This window comes from Microbacterium sp. 22179, assembly GCF_052045715.1.
GTDB classification, from domain to species: Bacteria; Actinomycetota; Actinomycetes; order Actinomycetales; family Microbacteriaceae; genus Microbacterium; species Microbacterium galbinum.
In genome coordinates this window covers 136679-154264 of sequence record NZ_JBQEPJ010000002.1, presented here as the reverse complement: position 1 = coordinate 154264, position 17586 = coordinate 136679, and the positions used below count along the sequence as shown (strand labels likewise).

The 17586-nt window shown below is 69.1% G+C and carries 14 protein-coding genes; 9 read left to right on the top strand and 5 right to left on the bottom strand.

Annotated elements, in window-relative coordinates:
* Window positions 1–54 precede the first annotated feature (54 nt).
* The 7 genes from rsmA to ACTJKK_RS05760 all read left to right on the top strand — a co-directional run bounded on the left by rsmA (window position 55) and on the right by ACTJKK_RS05760 (window position 8265).
* Entirely contained in the window at window positions 55–915 is an 861-nt protein-coding gene (gene rsmA / locus ACTJKK_RS05790; protein WP_247634284.1) for a 16S rRNA (adenine(1518)-N(6)/adenine(1519)-N(6))-dimethyltransferase RsmA, read from the top strand.
* The gene (mgrA, locus tag ACTJKK_RS05785) at window positions 912–1979 is read left to right on the top strand and encodes an L-glyceraldehyde 3-phosphate reductase (protein ID WP_440747293.1); all 1068 of its coding nucleotides are present in this window, start codon (window positions 912–914) and stop codon (window positions 1977–1979) included. The genes rsmA and mgrA overlap by 4 nt, the downstream gene beginning before the upstream one ends.
* A 4-nt stretch (window positions 1980–1983) precedes the next feature.
* The gene (locus ACTJKK_RS05780; protein ID WP_440747292.1) at window positions 1984–2916 is read left to right on the top strand and encodes a 4-(cytidine 5'-diphospho)-2-C-methyl-D-erythritol kinase; all 933 of its coding nucleotides are present in this window, start codon (window positions 1984–1986) and stop codon (window positions 2914–2916) included.
* 113 nt (window positions 2917–3029) lie between these two features.
* The gene (locus ACTJKK_RS05775; RefSeq protein ID WP_247624880.1) at window positions 3030–4061 is read left to right on the top strand and encodes a LacI family DNA-binding transcriptional regulator; all 1032 of its coding nucleotides are present in this window, start codon (window positions 3030–3032) and stop codon (window positions 4059–4061) included.
* Between the two features lie 60 nt (window positions 4062–4121).
* On the top strand, window positions 4122–5735 hold the full coding sequence (gene mmsA, locus ACTJKK_RS05770; protein WP_440747291.1) for a multiple monosaccharide ABC transporter ATP-binding protein: 1614 nt from the start codon (window positions 4122–4124) through the stop codon (window positions 5733–5735).
* Window positions 5732–7087, top strand: a complete 1356-nt coding sequence (mmsB, locus tag ACTJKK_RS05765) for a multiple monosaccharide ABC transporter permease (protein ID WP_440747290.1) — start codon at window positions 5732–5734, stop codon at window positions 7085–7087. The genes mmsA and mmsB overlap by 4 nt, the downstream gene beginning before the upstream one ends.
* 59 nt (window positions 7088–7146) lie before the next feature.
* A complete protein-coding gene (locus ACTJKK_RS05760; RefSeq protein WP_247634287.1) occupies window positions 7147–8265 on the top strand; it encodes a substrate-binding domain-containing protein in 1119 nt (372 codons plus the stop codon).
* Window positions 8266–8349: 84 nt separating this feature from the next.
* Here ACTJKK_RS05760 and ACTJKK_RS05755 read toward each other — a convergent pair whose 3' ends face one another.
* The 5 genes from ACTJKK_RS05755 to ACTJKK_RS05735 are packed head-to-tail and all read right to left on the bottom strand — an operon-like array spanning window position 8350 to window position 15043.
* On the bottom strand, window positions 8350–9636 hold the full coding sequence (locus ACTJKK_RS05755; RefSeq protein ID WP_440747289.1) for a glycoside hydrolase family 125 protein: 1287 nt from the start codon (window positions 9634–9636) through the stop codon (window positions 8350–8352).
* Complete coding sequence (locus ACTJKK_RS05750; protein WP_440747288.1) at window positions 9624–11942, bottom strand: glycoside hydrolase family 3 protein; 2319 nt, start codon at window positions 11940–11942, stop codon at window positions 9624–9626. Before ACTJKK_RS05750 ends, ACTJKK_RS05755 begins: the two co-directional genes overlap by 13 nt.
* Window positions 11939–12790: a carbohydrate ABC transporter permease gene (locus tag ACTJKK_RS05745; protein WP_440747287.1), complete on the bottom strand. Its 852-nt coding sequence runs from the start codon at window positions 12788–12790 to the stop codon at window positions 11939–11941. The genes ACTJKK_RS05750 and ACTJKK_RS05745 overlap by 4 nt, the downstream gene beginning before the upstream one ends.
* Before the next feature lie 19 nt (window positions 12791–12809).
* On the bottom strand, window positions 12810–13742 hold the full coding sequence (locus ACTJKK_RS05740) for a carbohydrate ABC transporter permease (RefSeq protein ID WP_247624873.1): 933 nt from the start codon (window positions 13740–13742) through the stop codon (window positions 12810–12812).
* 17 nt (window positions 13743–13759) lie between these two features.
* Entirely contained in the window at window positions 13760–15043 is a 1284-nt protein-coding gene (locus ACTJKK_RS05735; RefSeq protein WP_440747286.1) for an ABC transporter substrate-binding protein, read from the bottom strand.
* 128 nt (window positions 15044–15171) lie between these two features.
* Between ACTJKK_RS05735 and ACTJKK_RS05730 the strand changes: the two genes are divergently transcribed.
* On the top strand, window positions 15172–16206 hold the full coding sequence (locus ACTJKK_RS05730; RefSeq protein WP_440747285.1) for a LacI family DNA-binding transcriptional regulator: 1035 nt from the start codon (window positions 15172–15174) through the stop codon (window positions 16204–16206).
* A gap of 50 nt (window positions 16207–16256) precedes the next feature.
* Window positions 16257–17567, top strand: a complete 1311-nt coding sequence (locus ACTJKK_RS05725; RefSeq protein WP_440747284.1) for a glycoside hydrolase 5 family protein — start codon at window positions 16257–16259, stop codon at window positions 17565–17567.
* Window positions 17568–17586: the final 19 nt, after the last annotated feature.

The following is a 17586-nucleotide window of genomic DNA, read 5'->3' as shown; positions in this document are numbered from 1 at the left end:
ACCCGAGAGTACTGGGAGCCGGGGACATCGTCCGCCGTAGGGGAGAATGGAGCAATGACCGTCACCCTGCTCGGCGCCACCGAGATCCGCCGCCTCGCCGCCGAGCTCGACGTCACCCCCACCAAGAAGCTCGGCCAGAACTTCGTGGTCGACGCCAACACGGTGCGCAAGATCGTGCACGCGGCGCGCGTGCAGCCGGGGGAGCGGGTCGTCGAGGTCGGACCCGGCCTCGGGTCGTTGACGCTCGCGATCCTCGAAGCGGGGGCGAAGGTCACCGCCGTCGAGATCGATCACCGGCTCGCCGCCCGCCTGCCGCAGACCGCCGCGGAGCGCGGCGTTCCCGAGGGCATGCTGACCGTCGTGGATGCCGATGCGCTGCGCATCACCGAGCTGCCGGGAGAGCCGACGGTGCTCGTCGCCAACCTCCCGTACAACGTCTCGGTGCCGGTGCTGCTGCACTTCCTCGAGAACTTCTCGTACCTGCAGCGCGGGGTCGTGATGGTGCAGGCCGAGGTCGCCGAACGTCTCGCCGCGAAGCCGGGGTCGAAGATCTACGGTTCCCCGAGCGTGAAGGCCGCCTGGTACGGCGAGTGGAAGCTCAGCGGAAACGTCTCGCGCCAGGTCTTCTGGCCGGTGCCCAACGTCGACAGCCTGCTGGTCGGCTTCGACCGGTCCGAGGGCGAGCGGGGGAGCGAGGACGAGCGCCGCCGCACGTTCCAGATCGTGGATGCCGCGTTCAACCAGCGCCGCAAGATGCTGCGCCAGGCGCTGTCGGGGATCTTCGGCAGCTCGGCCGCGGCATCCGAGGTCCTGACCGCCGCCGGTGTCGCGCCGACCGCCCGGGGCGAGGATCTTACGGTCGATGACTACCAGAGGATCGCCGCGCAGGCCGCAACGACTAATCTGGCACCGTGACCGACTCCCCCCGCTTCAGCCCGAACGTCCCCGAACTGCACCGCCCGTACGCCGCCGCCGAAGGCCGCTACAGCGAGTTCGCCTATCGCCAGGTCGGCTCGTCCGGCCTGTACCTCCCGCCGATCTCGCTCGGCCTGTGGTGGAACTTCGGCGACAACATCCCGCTCGACAACCAGCGCGCACTGCTGCGCCATGCGTTCGACCGCGGCATCACGCACTTCGACCTCGCCAACAACTACGGCCCGCCCTACGGCTCGGCCGAGAAGAACTTCGGTCGCATCTTCGCCGAGGACTTCCGCCCGTACCGCGACGAGCTCATCATCTCGTCGAAGGCCGGGTGGGACATGTGGCCCGGGCCCTACGGAGACTTCGCGAGCCGCAAGTACATCCTCGCGAGCGCCGAGCAGTCGCTCACGCGCATGGGTCTCGACTACGTCGACATCTTCTACTCGCACCGCGTCGACCCGGTCACCCCGATCACCGAGACCGTCGCAGCGCTCGACACCCTGGTCCGCCAGGGCAAGGCGCTCTACGTGGGCATCTCCTCGTACAGCGCCGAGCGCACGGCCGAGGCCGTCGCCGTCGCGAAGGAGCTGGGCACCCCGCTCGTCATCCACCAGCCCGCGTACTCGATCCTCAACCGCTGGGTCGAGGACGGCCTCGACGACACCCTCACGCAGCACGGTCTCGGCGCGATCGCGTTCACTCCGCTCGCCCAGGGCCTGCTCACCGACAAGTACCTCGGCGACGGCACGGCCGATCGCGCGCAGAAGCGCGGCTCGCTGCCCGAGGGGCGTCTGAGCGACGAAGCGGTGCAGACCCTGCGCGATCTGAACGAGGTGGCGAAGGAGCGCGGACAGTCGCTCGCCCAGCTCGCCCTGCAGTGGACGCTGCGCAACCCGGTCGTCGCCTCGGCGCTGATCGGCGCCTCGCGCGTCTCGCAGCTCGACGAGAACATCGCCGCGGTGAACGGTCCGGAGTTCACCTCCGAGCAGCTCGCCCGCATCGACTCCCTCTCGGGCAAGGTCGACGTCAACCTGTGGGCGAAGTCCTCGGAGCTGTGAGCCGATGAGCTCTGCCGCGTCCGTCGATCGGGTGCACGTCCGCGCCCCGGGGAAGATCAACGTCTTCCTCGGGGTCGGCGGGCGCCACGACGACGGGTATCACGCCCTCGCGACCGTCTTCCAGGCGGTGTCGCTCTACGAGGACGTAATCGCACGGGCGGCGGACGACTTCTCGGTGACGGTCAGGGGAGCGGTGGACGCGGATGCCGTTCCGCTCGACGACCGCAACCTCGCCATGCGTGCGGCGAAGCTGCTCGCCGCCGCCGCCGACTACCACGGGGGAGTGGCGCTCGAGATCCGCAAGAGCGTGCCCGTCGCCGGCGGCATGGGTGGAGGATCGGCGGATGCCGCAGCCGCCCTCGTGGCGTGCGATGCACTGTGGGGCACCGGGTTCTCGCCCGCGCGGCTGCACGAGTTGGCTGCACGTCTCGGGGCCGACGTGCCCTTCGCCCTGCACGGGGGCACAGCCGTCGGCACGGGGCGTGGCGATCAGCTCAACCCCGCGCTCGCCCGCGGCCGGTTCGACTGGGTGCTGGTCACCAGCGACGAAGGCCTCTCGACCCCCGTCGTGTACGAGCAGCTCGACCTGCTCCGCGAGGAGCAGGGGGCGCTCGCCGACGATCCGCCGTTGAGCCTCGACGTGCCGATCCCCGTGCTGCAGGCGCTCCGGTCAGGCGATGCGGTGCAGCTCGCGGCGAGCCTGCACAACGATCTGCAGGCGGCCGCGGTGCACCGGCGTCCCGACCTCGAGGAGACGATCCGGCGCGGCATCCGCGCGGGTGCGCTCCACGGCATCGTGTCGGGCTCCGGACCCACCGTCGCCCTCCTGTGCGGTGATCCGGAGTCCGCGCAGGCGGTGCAGACCGCGCTGCAGCAGGCGGGTCGCGAAGCGCTCCACGTGCACGGCCCCGTGCCGGGCGCGCGCATCCTGCTCTGACCCGATTCCCGACCCGCGCTCCGTTCCCGCGCTAGGCGCTTTCGTGCGCTCAGGGTCATAATGTACGTACGATGTGACCGTGCACATAAGGGTGCACATGCAAGGAGGCCGTGATGTCCACTGCCTCCGAGCGCGCCCGGATGCCCAGCATCCGCGATGTCGCCCGTCTCGCCGGCGTCTCGCATCAGACCGTCTCCCGTGTGCTCAACGATCATCCGAGCATCCGGCCCGAGACGAAGGCGAAGGTGCTCGACGCGATCTCGGTGCTCGACTACCGCCCGAATCTCGCCGCCCGCGCGCTCGTCACGAGCAGATCGAACATGCTCGGCGTGCTGTCGGCCACGATCGGGGAGTTCGGGCCGACCTCGTCGATCGCGAGCATCGAGGATGCCGCCCGCGAGGAGGGGTACTCGGTCTCGACGCTCAACCTCGCGGCGACCACGCCGGAGGCGATCGGCAGCGCCGTGCGCCAGCTCGCGCGCGAACAGGTCGACGGGATCGTCGTGCTCGCCCCGCAGGTGCGCGTGTTCCACGTGCTGCGGGGGATGGCGGTCGACTTCCCGTTCGTCACGCTGCAGACCGCGTCGGGGTCGGACGGCGTGAGTCTGTCGGCGGATCAGGTCGCCGGGGCGAGAGCCGCGACCGAGCACCTCATCCGCCTCGGGCACAGCGACATCCTGCATCTGGCCGGCCCGCAGGACTGGATCGAGGCGGAGTCGCGCATGCGCGGATACCTCGACGGCCTGCGCGAGGCCGATCTGCCGACCTTCCCGCCGATCCGCGGCGACTGGACCGCGGACTTCGGCTACTTCGCGGGGCAGGAGCTGTCGCGCCGGCGCGACTTCACGGCGGTGTTCGCGGCGAACGACCTCATGGCGATCGGACTCATGCACGGGTTCCGTGATGCCGGGGTGCGCGTACCCGACGACATCAGCGTCGTCGGGTTCGACGACGTTCCGGTGGCCGCGCACGTCGCACCGACCCTCACCACGGTGCACCAGGACTTCCCCGAGCTGGGCCGTCGCGCGGTGAAGATCCTGCTCGCGCAGATCCGCGGAGAGCAAGCTCCGGAGTTCGGTCCGATCCAGACCACGGTGCGCGATCGCGAGTCCGCGGGGCCCCACGCGCCGCGCAGGTCACGGTAGCGACACGAAAATCCGCGCCGGACTTGACAGGCCCGGTATGCCGGAGTTGTATGTACCAATGTGAACGGTCACATCGAAGGTGACCGCACGTCGCGAGGAAGATCCGTGAGCACCACAGCAACGTTGCCTACCGTGTCTGGCCCGATCCTGGAGATGAAGAACATCACCAAGGAGTTCCCGGGGGTCAAGGCTCTCGCCGACGTCTCGATCACTGTCCGCGCCGGCGAGATCCATGCGATCTGCGGCGAGAACGGTGCCGGGAAGTCGACGCTCATGAAGGTGCTGTCGGGGGTGTACCCGTACGGCACCTACGACGGAGAGATCCTGCTCTACGGCGAAGAGCAGCGCTACAAGGACATCGCGGCGAGCGAAGCCGCCGGCATCGCGATCATCCACCAGGAGCTCGCGCTCATCCCGGAGCTCTCGGTCACCGAGAACATCTTCCTCGGCAACGAGATCCGCCGCTTCGGCACGATCGACTGGCAGGCGCAGACGAAGCGCGCCACCGAGCTGCTCGCCCGCGTGGGTCTCAACGAAGACCCCGACGTGCAGATCAAGACCCTCGGCGTCGGCAAGCAGCAGCTCATCGAGATCGCCAAAGCGCTCAACAAGGACGTCAAGCTGCTCATCCTCGACGAGCCGACCGCCGCGCTCAACGAGAACGACTCGCAGCACCTGCTCGACCTGATCCTCGGCCTCAAGGCCAAGGGCATCGCGTCGATCATGATCAGCCACAAGCTCAACGAGATCGAGCAGATCGCCGACGAGATCACGATCATCCGCGACGGCCGCACGGTCGAGACCCTCGACATCTCGCGCGGCGAGATCAACGAGGATCGCATCATCCGCGGCATGGTCGGTCGCTCGCTCGAGAGCCGCTACCCCGACCGCACCCCCGAGATCGGCGAGGTGTTCTTCGAGGTCAAGGACTGGTGGGTGCAGCATCCGACCGTCTCCGAGCGCATGGTCGTCAAGGGCTCCAGCCTCAACGTGCGCCGCGGCGAGGTCGTCGGGATCGCCGGACTGATGGGCGCCGGGCGCACCGAGTTCGCGATGAGCATGTTCGGACGCTCCTACGGCACGTTCCTCGGCGGCACGATGGTCAAGGACGGCCAGGAGATCTCGCTGCCCGACGTCGCCTCGGCGATCAAGCACGGCCTCGCCTACGTGAGCGAGGACCGCAAGGTGCTGGGCCTCAACCTGCTCGACACGATCAAGCGATCGGTCGTCGCCGCCAAGCTCTCGAAGATCACCAAGCGCGGCGTCGTCGACGACCGTGCGGAGTTCGCGGTCGCCGACCAGTACCGCAAGGCGCTGCGCATCAAGACCCCCTCGGTCGAAGAGGGCGTCGGCAAGCTGTCGGGCGGCAACCAGCAGAAGGTCGTCCTCGCGAAGTGGATGTTCACCGACCCCGACCTGCTGATCCTCGACGAGCCCACCCGCGGCATCGACGTCGGAGCGAAGTACGAGATCTACGCGATCATCAACGAGCTCGCGGCGCAGGGCAAGGGCGTCATCGTGATCTCCAGTGAGCTGCCCGAGCTGCTCGGCATCTGCGACCGCATCTACACCGTCTTCGAAGGTCGGGTCACCGACTGCATCCCGGCCGACCAGGCGACACCCGAGGCCCTCATGCGCAGCATGACCTCCGCTACCCAGAAAGCATCCGCATGACCACCGACACCACGACCGCGAAGCGCGGGTTCCACTTCAAGGACATCACCAAGATGTTCGGCGGCGGTGGCACCTCGACCCTGCGCCAGTTCGGAATCCTCGGCAGCCTGATCGTCATCATCGTGCTGTTCGAGATCCTGACGCTCATCCGCAACGGGCCCAACGGCGCGACGCTGACCTCGGGCAACCTGATCAACGTCATCAACCAGTACTCGTTCATCCTGATCCTGGCGATCGGCATGGTGATGGTCATCATCATGGGGCACATCGACCTGTCGGTCGGCTCGGTGGCGGCGTTCACCGGCATCATCGTGGCGAAGTCCATGCAGGACTGGAGTCTCCCCTGGCCGCTCGCGATCCTGCTCGGCCTGGCCGTGGGGGCCGCCGTCGGCGCCTGGCAGGGCTTCTGGGTCGCGTACGTCGGAGTGCCGGCGTTCATCGTGACGCTCGCGGGCATGCTGCTCTTCCGCGGTGCTCAGCAGTGGATCGGCGATGCGCAGACCATCCCGGTCCCCAAGGGCTTCCAGATCATCGGCACCGGCTACCTGCCCGAGATCGGCCTGCCGTTGCCATTCAACGTGCCGACCATGCTCCTCGCGCTCGTCGCGGTCGCCTGGCTCGTGTTCTTCGAGATCCGCACCCGCCGCGTCCAGCACAAGATGGGCTCCGAGAGCGTGCCCCGCTGGGTGAGCATCACCAAGGTCGTGCTCCTGTCGGTCGTCGTGCTCGTCGCCGCGTGGATGTTCGCGACCGGCCGTCCGGGCACGAGCTTCCCGGTCCCGGGTCTGATCCTCCTCGCCCTCGTCATCCTCTACACCTTCGTCACGAGCAAGACCGTTTTCGGCCGTCACATCTACGCCGTCGGTGGCAACCGCCAGGCCGCACGGCTGTCGGGTGTGAAGGACCGCTGGGTCGACTTCTTCGTCATGATGAACATGTCGGTGCTCGCCGCCCTCGCCGGAATGATCTTCGTGGCCCGTTCGCAGGCCTCCGGCCCGAACGACGGCACCGGGTGGGAGCTCGACGCGATCGCCTCGGTCTTCATCGGTGGCGCGGCCGTCGCCGGTGGTATCGGCACCGTGATCGGATCGATCATCGGTGGTCTCGTGATGGCGTTCCTCAACAACGGCCTCGCACTGCTCGGCCAGGGCGCCGACGTCGTCTCCATGATCAAGGGCATCGTGCTCCTCTTCGCCGTCGGTATCGACGTGTGGAACAAGCAGCAGGGCCGCCCCTCGCTCATCGGCTTCATGACGCGCCGCTTCGGGCGTCAGGTGGATCCCGCCACCGAGACCTTCGAGCCCAACAAGACCTACCAAGCCCCACCCGTCGACAAGACGAGCGGAAAGTAGGGGTCGGATCGCGTGGCCCACGCGCGTTCAGGCCTTCACACACCAGAGAAAGAGATCACATGAAGAAGATCCTTGTTACGGCGACAGCGCTTGTCGTCGCGGGCGCCTTCGCCCTCACCGGCTGCTCATCGGAGCGCGGCGGTGACACCGGATCCGGCGGCGAAGAGGCCACCAGCGGCTTCGAGGCGGGTTCGACGATCGGTGTCGCACTCCCCGACAAGACGTCGGAGAACTGGGTGCTCGCCGGAAAGCTGTTCACGGACGGACTCGAGTCGGCCGGCTTCAAGGCCGACGTGCAGTACGCCCCGGCCAGCAACACGGTCGCCGAGCAGCAGAACCAGATCCAGGCCATGGTCACCAACGGCGCCAAGGTCATCATCATCGGTGCGAAGGACGGCAAGCAGCTGGCCACGCAGGTGCAGGCGGCTCAGGATGCCGGCGCCAAGGTGATCGCGTACGACCGTCTCATCGAGAACACCGAGGCCGTCGACTACTACGTCGCGTTCGACAACTTCAAGGTCGGCCAGCTCCAGGGCCAGGCTCTGCTCGACGGCCTCGCCGAGCGCGCCGGTCACGAGGCCCCGTACAACATCGAGCTGTTCTCGGGTTCGCCGGATGACGCCAACTCGGCCGTGTTCTTCAACGGTGCGATGGACGTCCTCCAGCCGAAGATCGACGACGGCACGCTGAACGTGGTCTCGGGTCAGACCGCGATCGCCCAGACCGCGACCGAGGGCTGGCTCGCGGAAAACGCGCAGAACCGCATGGACACGCTCCTGACCGGCTCGTACAGCGGTGACACCGTCCTCGACGGCGTGCTGTCCCCGAACGACACCCTCGCCCGCGCCATCATCACCTCGGTGCAGCAGGCCGGCAAGCCGGTTCCGGTCGTCACGGGTCAGGACTCCGAGGTCGAGTCCGTCAAGTCGATCATGGAGGGCATCCAGTACTCCACGATCAACAAGGACACCTCGCTCCTCGTTGCGCAGACCATCAAGATGGTCGAGCAGCTCCAGAAGGGCGAAGAGGTCGACGTCAACGACACCGAGCAGTACGACAACGGCGCGAAGGTCGTTCCGGCATACCTCCTCGAGCCGCTGATCGTCACCAAGGAGAACGCTGCCGACGCGTACGCGAACGTCCCGAGCCTGCTCGAGATCGTGAAGTCGTACGAGTAAGCACCTTCTGTTCTGAACGAACCGCCCGGGTCATCCGACCCGGGCGGTTCGTGCGTTCGCGGGTGTGCGGGTGCGCAGGAGCGCTCAGTCCGCGGCGACCTGCAGCGCGAGCTCGCAGAACATCGATTCCGCCCACGAGAACCACGGGCGGCTGAACACGGCGGGGTCGTCGACGTCGATGCTCTCGTGCACGTGCCCGGTGCCGGCATCCGTCTCGGCGATCATGCGCAGCAGGCGGATGCGGTCGTCCGGAGTGCCGACGAGCCCCTCGACGGCGAGGGCGATCGGCCAGACGCGCCCCTTGCGGGTGTGCGGGCTGCCGATGCCGCGGAGGGCGGTGCCCGCGAACCAGTACGGGTTCGCGGGGCTCAGTACGACGCGACGCGTCGCCTCCCAGATCTCGCGGTCGATCACCTCGGGGGCGATCAGCGGGAGCGACAGCAGCGACGGGGTGTTCGCGTCGTCCATGACGAGCGCGCCGTCCAGGCCGTCGACCTCGTACGCGTAGATCGGTTCGCCCCGGGGCCCGTCGATGATTCCGTGCGCACTCACACCGGCTCGCAACTCGTCGGAGAGGGCGAGCGCGTCGGCGGCGAGCACCTCGTCGTCGAGCACCTCGCGAGCGATCTCGGCGAGGTCGCGCAGCGCCTGGGCGGCGAAGAGGTTCGCGGGGACGTTGTATCCGTAGGTGCAGGCGTCGTCGGAGGGGCGGAATCCGCTCCAGGTCATCCCCGTGTGCGCGACGGCGGAGCCGCGGCCGCCGCGGGGGAGCGTCTCGGTGGGGATCGCGGTGTCGCGCTCGAACCGGTACGCGGACTCCTCGTGGTGCTGTTCGGCACGGAGCTGATCGACGATCGTGCGGAGGACCGCATGCACGCGCTCGTCGAAGACGGCGGTGCGTCCCGTGCTGCGCCAGAGCGTGTGGGCCAGCGAGAGCGGGTAGCAGAGGCTGTCGACCTCGTACTTCTGCTCCCAGACCTCCGGGTCGTCGCAGACGTCGTCCGGGTCGTAGTGGGCGCCGGTGGGGCCGTCGTTGAACGCGTTGGCGTAGGAGTCGTGCGCGAGGAATCCGAACTGCCGACGCACCACACCCTCGACCAGGTCGGCGAGCTGCGGACTCCGGTCGAGGAAGCGCAGGTACGGGGTGAGCTGCGTCGTGGAATCGCGCAGCCACATCGCCGGGATGTCGCCGGTGATGATGAACACCCGCCCCTCCTGGTCGATACCCACCGTCTCGGTGAGGGTGCGCAGCAGGGCGGCCTCCACGAGGTCGCCGATGCGCTCACCACTGGTGCGCCGCACGCCGTCGGCGGCGTCCGCGATCAGATTTCGCGTGCGGACATCGGGCGTGAACGCCGTCAGCTCGTCCATCCGGTGCGGCCCTCTTCGTCGGTGATGCGGATCGTGATCGCGTCGTGGGTGGAATCGTGCGCGGATGCCGTCCACGCGAGGATCTCGGCGGGCAGGGCCTCGGGCCGCCCGCTCGCCCAGGAGCCGAGTGCGTCGAGTCCGAGGTCGACCGGGGCCGTGGTGCGGCCGCCCGCTGCGACGGTCACCCGGGTCACCGCCAGCAGCGTCCGACGTCGGGGACGGATGCCGCGCTCGAGCCGTCGCCCGTAGAGCGGGACGGCGAGGGAGATCTCGGATGCCGAGGCGTTCGCGACGTCGATCAGGACCGTGACACGCTCGCCCCTGCGCACGTCGGCGGCCGGGATGGTGGGGGACTCGCCGGGAGCAGCGGGGCGCAGACGGACCTCGACCGTCGACGGTGTGCCGGTGCCGAAGAGCACTCCGGCGGGGTGGCGTGCATCGAGGTAGCCGCGCGCGGTCTCGCGGCGCTCGTCGTGCGCGACCGGCAGCACTCCGTCGGCGGAGGGGAGCGTCGCCGGCAGCAGGCCTCCGCCGACGCCGGTGGCCAGGGCGGCGACGATCGCCTCTCCACCGCCGGGGCCGGGGAAGGGCACGAGGATCACGGCATCCGCGAGTGCGATGACGTCGTCGAGCGGGCGCGGGCGCCCGTCGATCACGACCGCGATCACCCGAGGTGCCCCCGAGGCGCGTGCGGCGCGGAGCAGGGCGAGTTGTGCGTCCGGCAATCCGAGGTGCGCGAGATCCACGCCCTCGCCGTTGGTGGTGTCGGGTGCCGGCGCATCGATCGCGCCGTTGTCGGCGAACTCGTCGTCGTAGCTGCGGCGGCTCGTACCGCCGAGCACCACGAGGGCGACGTCGGCGCCGTCGAGGGCTGTGCTCACGGCATCTCGGGCGCCGGCGGGATCGGAGAGTTCGCCGCGATGCGTGGAGCCCTGCGCGACGCGCACCCGCTCCGCGCCGTATCGGGTGACGAGTGCGGAGTGCACGGTGGAGGAGGTCGGGTCGGGGACCGGACGCGGGGGCGTGTAGTCGCCGAGCTGGGCGTCGAGGTCCGAGGCGTTCGGTCCGAGGAGGGCGATCACGGGGCCGGCATCCGCGCGATCTCCGGCAGCCGGAAGCGGGAGCGCCCCCGCATCGTGCACGACGACGACGGACTGGGCGGCGGCACGCGCGGCGAGGGAGAGGAACGCGCGCTCGCGCTCGGGGTCGGCAGGAATCGCGGCCGCCACGTCGGCTTCCCCGAGCAGACCGAGGCGGCGCTTGAGCGCGAGCACGCGGTCCACGGCCCGCGTGACGACCCCTTCGTCGAGGATGCCGCGATCGACGGCTTCCTCGACGTGCGTGAAGGCCTCGTCCCACAGGCTGAGGTCGACACCCGCGTCGAGAGCGATCGCCGCGGCCGTCGCCGGATCGGGGGCGCTGTCGCGCAGACGATCGATCGCGGTGCCGTCGGCCATCACGAGGCCGTCCCAGCCCCACCCCTCGCGCAGCGTGCCGGTCAAGAGCTCACGATTCGCACTGCAGGGGATGCCGTCGATGTCGTTGTACGCGGCCATGAAGCCGGCGACCCCGGCCCGGGCGGCGGCGTAAGCCGGACGCAGATGGATCTCGCCCAGCTCCCGGCGCCCGATCGGTGCGCCGGAGCCGTTGCGGCCTCCGATGCCCGCGCCCTGAGCCGCCAGGTGCTTGGCGACGACGGCGACGCGGTCGGGGGCGATCGCGGATGCTGCAGCCGCGGCACCCGTGCCCTGCATCCCGCGCACCGTCGCCTCGACGAGCAGGGCGGCGAGCGCCGGATCCTCGCCGAAGCACTCTTCGGCGCGGCCCCAGCGCGGGTCGCGCAGCACGTCGAGTCCCGACACCAGCGCGACGTGCGCGCCGCGCAGGCGCGTCTCGGCGGCGACGTGCGCCGCGAGCTCTTCGGTGAGGGCGGGATCCATACCCGCGCCGAGGGCCAGGTTGACGGGGAGGGTCGTGCCGCCGAGGGCCATGAGCCCGTGCGGTACCTCCTCGACGAACAGCGTCGGCAGGCCCGCGCCGTGCGTGACGATGTACTCCTGCACCGCCCGATAGGCCTCGGCGCTGCGCTCGGGCGGGATGCCGTTGCTCCACCGCACCTGCGACCACGGGTCGGCGCGCAGCACGCCGTAGATCGCGCCGATCCCACCCCAGCGGTCGACCTCGCGGCGCAGGACGTCGGTGATGCGGGGTGCGCCGTCGACCCAGCGCACCGCTTCCCAGCCCTTGAGACGCTGATTGATCTGGCCGACGCGCTCGCGCAGGGGCAGATGTGCAGAGCCCGTCATCCCTTGATCGCCCCGGAGACCAGCGCCTTCTGCATCTGCTTCTGCAGCACGGTGTAGACGAGATAGACGGGCAGCAGGGTCAGGAGGGTTCCGGCCATCAGCACACCGTAGTCGGTTCCCGCGTCGACCTTGAGGGTCGGCAGCGCCACCTGGATCGTGCGCTGGGCGGTGTCGGGTCCGATGAGGATGAGCGGGTACAGGTACGCGTTCCAGAACGAGAGGAAGTTCAGCAGCAGCACGGTCGCGATACCGGGGATGCAGATCGGCAGGTAGACCTGGCGGAGCACCTGCAGCGTCGTCGCGCCGTCCATCGACGCCGCCTCTTCGAGCTCGCGCGGGATGGTGCGCATGAAGGCGGTGAGGATGACGATCGACAGTGGCAGCGCGGTCGCCGGGAGCAGCAGCACCACGAAGGTGCGCGTGTGGAACAGGCCGAGCGATGCCGCCAGCAGGAAGGTCGGGAACAGCGCGGCGAACGAGGGGATCAGGAAGCCGAGGCTGAAGACGGTCTCGATGATGCGGCCGATCCTGCCCGTGGCACGGGCCAGCGCGAACGCGGCGGGGAGCGCGAGGAGCAGCGTCAGGATCAGCGCGGCCACGGTGGTGAGGGCGGAGTTGGCGACGGCGAGGCCCAGATCGGCCTGGCGCAGTGCCGTGGCGAAGTTCGAGAGGTCCCAGCTCGTGGGGAGCGCGAGGGGCGACTCGAAGATCTCCTCGTTCGTCTTGAACGACGACGCGATGAAGTAGTAGAAGGGGATGATCAGGATGGCCGCGTACAGCCAGGCCAGCGTGCCGCTCGTGATCGATCCGACCCGGTCGCGGAGGGGGAGGACGGTGCGTGATGCCATGGGATGCTCCTTCGTCCGGTCAGTGGGTCGCGCGCAGCGTGCGGCGGATCAGCCACATGCCGAGCAGTCCGAGGATGAACAGGATGACGCCGACGGCCTGGCTGTAGCCGAGGTTCGTCTCGACGAACGCCTTGCTGTAGATGAGGTACGACAGCGTCATGGTCGAGGTGCCGGGGCCGCCCTGGGTGAGCAGCAGCACGGTCTGGGCCGAGTTGAACAGCAGCGACAGGAACTGCAGCATCGTCACGACGCCGATGAAGTCCTGGGCGATCGGCCAGTACATGCGCCACGCCACCCGCCAGTCTCCGGCGCCGTCGACGCGGGCGGCCTGCACGATCTCGGTATCGACGCCGTCGAGGCGCGCGGCGATCAGCACCGCCGAGTAGCCGATGCCGCTCCAGAGCTCGACGGCGATGATCGCGCCGAGCGCCGTGCTCGGGTCGGCCAGCCAGGCGTTCCCTCCCAGGCCCAGGGGAGCGAGGATGCCGTTGATCAGGCCGTCGGGGTTGAGCATGGCGTAGAAGACCATCGCCGTCGCCGGGGCGGAGATGAGGGCCGGGATGAAGAGCAGGTAGCGGAGCACGCGGTGACCGCGCGGCTTCTGCACGACGTAGAACGCGAGCAGGAACGCGAGGATGATCATGATCGGCAGGCCGACGACGATCTGGATGGCGGAGTTGCCGAGCGCGGCCCAGAAGGTCGCATCGGCGAACACCGCGCGGAAGTTGTCCCAGCCCGCGAAGGTCGGCGTCTCGAGCATGCCGGGCCAGCGCAGGAACGAGATCACGAAGATCGCGACCACGGGGCCGATCATGAACACGGCGTACCAGATGAGCGCCGGCAGGGCGAGGCCGGGGAACCGCTCGCGCAACGACGAGCGACGGGGGCGTCGGTTCGGGGGCAGGGCGGTGACGAGCTGTTCGGTGGTGGGGGCGGGGGCGAGCGCGGTCATGGTGTCCTCTCGGGCCCTCAGGCCGCGGCGTAGGCCTTCTCGAACGTGTCGATGATCTGGTCGGCGGAGGCGCGGCCGTAGGCCATCGCGGTCGCGCGGATCATCGGCTCGAAGACGGCGTCGGGGATGAGCAGGTCGGGCAGCATGACCGGGGTGACCTGATCGGTCGTGAGCTGGGAGGCCTGTGCGACGAGGGGGAAGTCGCGGCTGACCACATCGGTGATCCTGCTCATGTCGCGGCCGGAGCCGAGGATGAACTCGCTCGTGACCTCGGGCGTGTAGAGGTTCTGGATGAAGGGCTTCAGCAGGTCGAGCTTCTCGGCGCCGTTCGCGCTGATCCAGATGCCGTGGCCGTTGAAGCTCTGGATGACCGTGGGATGGGCGACGACGCCGCCGCGCGACGGGGCGGGCCAGCCGCCGACCGTGACCTCGGCAGCGCGTTCGGCGGGCACGAGGGCGAGCGCCGACGACATCGCCGGGACGATCGCCGCCTTGCGGGTGTTGAACTGGGTGAGTTCGGAGTCGGACGTGTAGCCCTGCACGTTGTCGACGAACACGCCCGCGTCGCGCAGCTCGACGAAGTGCTCGACGCCGGCCACGGCGCCCGGGAACTCCGAGAGCTTGCCGGAGGAGAACGCCTTCGTCGCCTCGTCGCGGGTGAGGAAGCCCTGCAGGATCTGCAGGAACATCTTCTGGCCGCTCCAGTCGGAGCCCCCGACGGTCACCGGTCCGATGCCCTTCGAGCGCAGTGCGTCGGCCACGGCGATCAGCTCGTCCGAGGTCGTCGGGATGCCGACGCCGGCCTCGTCGAGGAGCCCCGTGTTGAAGGAGACCGGCCAGTTGGTGCGAGTGAACGGGAAGGCGCGCAGGTTGCCCTCGGCATCCGTCCATTCCTCAAGCGCCTCGGGGATGATCTTGTCGCGCAGGCCCCACTCGTCGAGCAGCTGCTGCACCGGGATGGTGGCACCGAGGCGGGTCCAGGAGAGCGTGCGGCCCTGCAGGTTGACCATCGCGATGTCGGCCTCCTTGCCGGCCAGCGAGCTGGTCTCGAAGACGATCGGCAGGTCGGAGCCGTTCTTGAGGAGGGCGACGGGCCGATCGTTCGCCCGCGAGTAGGCGGCGACGACGTCCGAGAACACCTGGGCGCCCGAGACGGCGCCGCTGAGCTGGGTGTGCACGGAGATCGAGCCCGCCGCGCTGGACGTCGGCATGAGGGGGCCGCATCCGGTGAGCAGGGGGATCATCACGCCCCCTCCGATCACCGCCCCGAGAAAGGTGCGCCTGCTGATGCCTTCGGTCATGAGCCCTCCTGAGAGCTGCAGTGCTGCGGATGGATGTGTCGCGGCGCGCTTTGTAAAGCGGTACACGTCAACGTGCGATTAATGTATACCGCTTTACAACGGAGGGTCAACACCCTAATCTCGGTGGTGTGAGCGAGAAGGTGACGAACGAGAAGAAGCCCGCCCGCGCGACGATCGCAGCGGTCGCCGCGCGCGCCGGGGTGTCGCCCTCCGCCGTGTCGCACGTGTTCAACGGGCGGCCCAACGTGTCTGCGGCGACGGCCGCGCGCATCCGTCAGGCGGCCGACGAGTTGCACTGGCGTCCGAACTACGCGAGCCGCAAGGTGAGCGGTCAGGGCGGACGCAGCCTCGGCCTCGTGATCGCCCGCTCGGGTGACACGTTCGAGCGCGATCCCTTCTTCATGCGGCTGATCGCGGGCCTGACCGAACCGCTCGCCGAGATCGGATGGTCGCTCTCGCTCACCCTCGTGCGCGCCGACGACGAGGAGCGCGTGTACCGCGAGTGGTGGAGCGAGCAGCGCGTGGATGCGTTCCTGCTCGTCGACCTGCGCGACGACGACCCCCGCATCGGCTTCGTTCGCGAGCTCGGCGCACCCGCCGTGCTGCTCGGAGCGCCGGTCGACGACGCCGTGCCGGCCGTGACCGTGCACGATGATGCCGCGTACGAGGAGGTGCTCGAGCACCTTCACGGTCTCGGCCACCGCGCCGTCGCGCGCGTGAGCGATTCGCCCGGTCTCGTGCACGCCCGCGATCGTGATCGTCGATTCGTGGATGCCGCAGAGAAGCGCGGCATGACCTCGCTCGTGCTGCGCTGGGATCGCGCGGCATCCGATCCGGTGGCCGATCTGCTGGCGCGCGCCGAAGCGACGACGGCCCTGCTCGTCGACAGTGAGGCCCTCGCGGCCGAGATCGTCGCGCATGCGCCCGAGATCGGCGTGCGCGTGCCCGAGCAGCTGTCGGTGATCGCGTGGGAGGACTCCTGGGTCTCGAGCCTGGTGCGCCCGCGGCTCACCGCGCTCGACGCCCCGGTCGAGGAGAGCGCTCGCACCGCCGTGGCGCTGCTCGCACAGCTCGTGAGCGGCGAGGACGTCGGGTCGCAGAGCGTGTCGGCGCGGCGCCTGATCGTGCGCGAATCGAGCGGCCCCGCGCCGACGGATGCATGATCCCCGATCCCCGAGACTTCCTGCCCACGATCGAGAAGGACCACAGATCAGTGACTGACAACACTCCACGCTTCGATGCACCGCGTTTCGATGCACCGCGTTTCGAAGCACCGCGTTTCGGGGCGAACTACACCCCCTCCCAGGACTGGATGTTCCAGTGGATGGGGATCGACGCCGATGTCGTGCGCGCGGACTTCGAGGCGCTCGCCGGGCTGGGGCTCGATCATGTGCGGGTGTTCCCGCTGTGGCCCGTGCTGCAGCCGAACCGGACGCTCATCCGCCGCAAGGCGCTCGACGACATCGCTCTCGTGGCCGACATCGCGGCCGAGTTCGAGCTCGACATCGCTGTCGACGTCATCCAGGGCCACATGTCGGGCTTCGACTTCGTGCCGGCGTGGCTGGTCAACTGGCACGACGGCAACATGTTCACCGACGAGAAGGCGATCCAGGCACAGGCGGCGCTCGTCGCCGCGGTCTACGAGGCAGTGCGCGACAAACCGAACCTCATCGGTCTGACGCTCGGCAACGAGCTCAACCAGTTCCAGCTCCCCAACCCCGCGGCGATGCCCGCCGAGAGCGCGCAGATCACGCACTGGCTCGAGAGCCTGCTGGGGGCGCCGCGCGATCGTGATCCGCGCCACCTCCTCGCGCACAGCGAGAACGATCACCTCTGGTATCGCGACGGGCATCCGTTCCTGCCCGAGCACGCGTCCCGTCTCGGTGATGTCACGACGGTGCATTCGTGGATCTTCAACGGCACCGCGGCGCGCTACGGCGGCCTCTCGTCTCCGTCGGTTCGCCACGCCGAGTGGATGATCGAGCTCTCGAAGGCGTTCGCGACCGATCCGCAGCGGAAGGTGTGGCTGCAGGAGGTGGGTGCGCCGTCGATGAATCTCGCCGACGACGAGATGCCCGAGTTCGCCACGCGCACGGTCGAGGCGGCGCTGACCACCGAGGGTCTCTACGGCATCACCTGGTGGTGCTCGCATGACGTGTCGCGCTCGCTCGGGGACTACAAGGATCTCGAGTACTCGCTCGGACTGCTCGACACCGAGAACGTCGTCAAGCCGCTGGGTCGGCGGTTCGCGGAGCTGGTCGCTCAGGCGCGGGCGGATGCTGCGGGTGCCGATGACTCTCCGGTCATGCCGCGCACCGTGGGCGTCGTGATCGACGTGGATGCCGATGACCTTCCGCTCTCGCGCACCGACCTCGCCCCCGGCGGGCGGGTGTTCGAGCGCTGGCACGAGCTGCGGGAGCAGGGCGAGCCCGTGACCGTGGTCACCTCGCGCACCGCTCAGGATGCCGCCGCTCTCGCCACTCGCGGAATCGACACCGTCGTCGAGATCGCGCAGCGCGCCTGAGGATAACGCATCTGACGGC

Coding starts and splice junctions, on each gene's coding strand:
- ACTJKK_RS05750 (WP_440747288.1), bottom strand. CDS start 11,942: ATGACGGGCTCTGCACATCTGCCCCTGCGCGAGCGCGTCGGCCAGATC.
- rsmA (WP_247634284.1), top strand. CDS start 55: ATGACCGTCACCCTGCTCGGCGCCACCGAGATCCGCCGCCTCGCCGCC.
- ACTJKK_RS05780 (WP_440747292.1), top strand. CDS start 1,984: ATGAGCTCTGCCGCGTCCGTCGATCGGGTGCACGTCCGCGCCCCGGGG.
- ACTJKK_RS05760 (WP_247634287.1), top strand. CDS start 7,147: ATGAAGAAGATCCTTGTTACGGCGACAGCGCTTGTCGTCGCGGGCGCC.
- ACTJKK_RS05755 (WP_440747289.1), bottom strand. CDS start 9,636: ATGGACGAGCTGACGGCGTTCACGCCCGATGTCCGCACGCGAAATCTG.
- ACTJKK_RS05745 (WP_440747287.1), bottom strand. CDS start 12,790: ATGGCATCACGCACCGTCCTCCCCCTCCGCGACCGGGTCGGATCGATC.
- ACTJKK_RS05735 (WP_440747286.1), bottom strand. CDS start 15,043: ATGACCGAAGGCATCAGCAGGCGCACCTTTCTCGGGGCGGTGATCGGA.
- mmsB (WP_440747290.1), top strand. CDS start 5,732: ATGACCACCGACACCACGACCGCGAAGCGCGGGTTCCACTTCAAGGAC.
- ACTJKK_RS05740 (WP_247624873.1), bottom strand. CDS start 13,742: ATGACCGCGCTCGCCCCCGCCCCCACCACCGAACAGCTCGTCACCGCC.
- ACTJKK_RS05775 (WP_247624880.1), top strand. CDS start 3,030: ATGTCCACTGCCTCCGAGCGCGCCCGGATGCCCAGCATCCGCGATGTC.